The following is a 2,687-nucleotide window of genomic DNA, read 5'->3' on the forward strand; positions in this document are numbered from 1 at the left end:
GCGGCTGGAGCCTTGCAGCGTGCAGGAGAACACCGGCTCTTCGTTGGCCGCGCACAAGCTGGGTACCTGCGTCTGTGTCCGCGCGTTCTGCGCAACGGCATGAAGGCAAACCAGACTGAGAGTGGCGCCGGCGAGGAATGAGGCGATGCGGTTCATGAAGTACTTGCTATGAAAAATTGCTAGTTCGTCGCCGCGCCATCCACCGGCGTTGGCAGCATGAAGTGGTGCGATTGCAAGAAAAGAATGAAGCCCGCTGCGGTAGGGCGCCTCATGGTGGCTATTGAATGCGCGCTGGGAGGCTGCAAGCGGTGTAGTAGGAGCGGCAGTTGGTGAATCCACCGTCACGACATGTCTTTACGCCCGAGGCAACCGCTTGATCCACTGTCGGAGCATTGCCTACGTTGTAGGCGCCGTCGCCTACGACAACGGCAGCACATTGGTTGTCATAGGCAATGTCAATCTTGCAGTTCACACCGCCTTTTGACTGGCAGTCCCGCATGGCTACTTGTGACGCTTCTCGTTTGCTCCGCTTGTCAATGGCTACTCCCAAAGCGTCATTGGGTCCGTCTGTCGCAATCGCGCCCCACCGGCTTTCCCATCGCGGTGCTGATTGCTGGGGTGCTTGTTGCTGTCCATACCCCGGGATCGGCGAGCAAACAATGGCAGCTGCTCTGCCGTTGTTATGGTCAATAGTGCCCGGTGGGCAGAACCCGCCCTCGGCATGCACCACGCCATTCCAAAGCAACCCCGCCATCATCAACAACAAGACTCGTGTCAACGTTTTCATCATGCGTCTCCATCAACCTTGAGGGCTTTTGGTGGCGAGTGGGGCTGATGCAGCTCTGATTTCATCAGCAGGTGGATGCGCCGAGGTGCGGTTGGGACTGCCACCGAGCCCGCCAGTGCTGCCTGTTTGATTCGATCTTGTTTGTGGCGCTTGCCCGGCCGCCGGCGCATAAGTTCCCGGCGCCTGCCCCCCCGGCCCCTGCTGCGCGCCGGCCCCGCCACCGAGCACCGAGCTCGTATAGAACTGCCCCAGCGTCCCCCCGAAGAACTGCGCCGCCGCCGCAGGCGCGGTCACCAGCAGCACCGTCAGCAGCATCCCGATGCCCCCCTGCAGCATCGCCTGGCTGGTCAGGCCCGTGCTGCCGCCCACGCCCAGAAAGCTGGTGATCGCCTTGCTCGCCCACAGCCCCGCAGCAATGCGCAGGTTCAACTCCAGCACCAGCGACACCATGAAGCTGAGCACCGCCATCGAAAACAGCAGCCCGATGCCGTACAGCAGCCACTTGTGAAACAGCGACTCGGTCTGCTTGAAGATCAGGCACAGGATGAACAGCGGCCCCAGGCTGATGAACAGCGCCAGCCCCACCTGGTAGGTCAGCAGCAGCGCCCCGGCCGTGATCGCCGGGCTGGACACGCCCAGCGCCCCGACGAGCGAGGACATGCCCACGCTGGTGACGTTGGAGCCGCTGGTGCTCACGTCCAGGCCCTGCGCGTTGTCGATGGCCGACATGACCACCTGGGTGAGCACCAGGTTCTTGTCGATGGCCGAGACGGGCGATTCCTTCTCGCCGGTGACCATGTAGTTGACCTCCTTGAGCAGACCGTTCGTGAAGATCGAGTGCAGGTCTGAGCCCCCAAGGGCCATGGTGCTTGCGGCGATCACAATCAAGGCGTTGCGGCTCATGCTGGCCACCAGGGCAATCATCGGCTCGCGTGACTGGCCGGTGAGGATGCGAAAGCCCTGGGGCAGGACGATGAGCGAACGGACCGGTGTTGCGGTATTCATGAGCGTTGGCGGGTGACTCGACTTATGAATGAGAGGCTCAGCGAGACATCGCAGGCGCCGCTTGCTGCGCGGCCTGCTGGTTGTTTTGCTGAGGAGCTTGCTGCTGCGTCTGCTGAACGACTGTGAACGCCTGCGAGCTTTGAGCGACCGGCGTGTGCATCGATTCCACGGTCGGCACATCGACTATTTTGGAAAGCGCGGCGCCCGGCTTGCCTTGAATCGCGAAGATCGTGCTGTTGTCGTTGCCGCCCAGCGTCATGTGATCGATGCGGGTCAGGCCGCCGCGCAATGCGGCCACGGTGATGGCGGCCGCGGCGTTGTCGGTCAACTGATCGGATTTGCGGCCGAACTGCGCATCGATTTTTTCGAGGGCGGATTTCGCCTGCTTGAACACCGGACTGTCTTGCAGCGATTGGCCGGGCTCTGGATCGCCGGGCTTGTAGCCGTGGGCGAGCTTGACTTCCCATTGGGCTGCGGCGGCCTTGCGTTCCTTGAGGGAGTTCTGGCCGCCATTGATGTCCTCAGTGGCACGGGTGATATCGTGCTGATGGCTGTGGGCCGCCACGCGTTCCTTCCAATACTGCACCGCGATCTTGGCCGAGTTCGCGGGCTCTGAAGCTAAATCGGGGTGATTCACGAGGTCCAGGCCAAGCGCTTTGCCATAGCGCTCGTAGTTGTAGCGGCCCGTCAATTGAACAAAGCCGCGACCGTGATACTTCCACCCATCGCCCGGCCCAGTGTTGCCAAGATCGCGGCGACCACCATAGATGGCTTCAGCCACCTTCTCCGGGCCACCCGCGGCAATGGCGCTGGCGTCTTCCTGGGTCATCTCCGGGTGCCGTTTGTGCAGAGCCTTGAACACGTTCTGGCCCGAATAGCGCAAATTTTCGTGCGC

General features: G+C 62.0%; 3 protein-coding genes. All 3 read right to left on the bottom strand.

The genetic code is table 11. The features are described from left to right. Nucleotides 1-277: 277 nt before the first annotated feature. The 3 genes from J2X92_RS29455 to J2X92_RS29465 are packed head-to-tail and all read right to left on the bottom strand — an operon-like array spanning nt 278 to nt 2,621. Nucleotides 278-787: a DUF4189 domain-containing protein gene (locus J2X92_RS29455; RefSeq protein ID WP_307581429.1), complete on the bottom strand. Its 510-nt coding sequence runs from the start codon at nt 785-787 to the stop codon at nt 278-280. A gap of 12 nt (nt 788-799) precedes the next feature. Further along, nucleotides 800-1,792, bottom strand: a complete 993-nt coding sequence (locus tag J2X92_RS29460) for a type IV secretion system protein (RefSeq protein ID WP_307581431.1) — start codon at nt 1,790-1,792, stop codon at nt 800-802. A gap of 37 nt (nt 1,793-1,829) precedes the next feature. Then, entirely contained in the window at nt 1,830-2,621 is a 792-nt protein-coding gene (locus J2X92_RS29465; RefSeq protein WP_307581432.1) for an XVIPCD domain-containing protein, read from the bottom strand. Nucleotides 2,622-2,687: the final 66 nt, after the last annotated feature.

This window comes from Variovorax paradoxus (assembly GCF_030811855.1).
GTDB lineage: Bacteria > Pseudomonadota > Gammaproteobacteria > Burkholderiales > Burkholderiaceae_C > Variovorax > Variovorax paradoxus_L.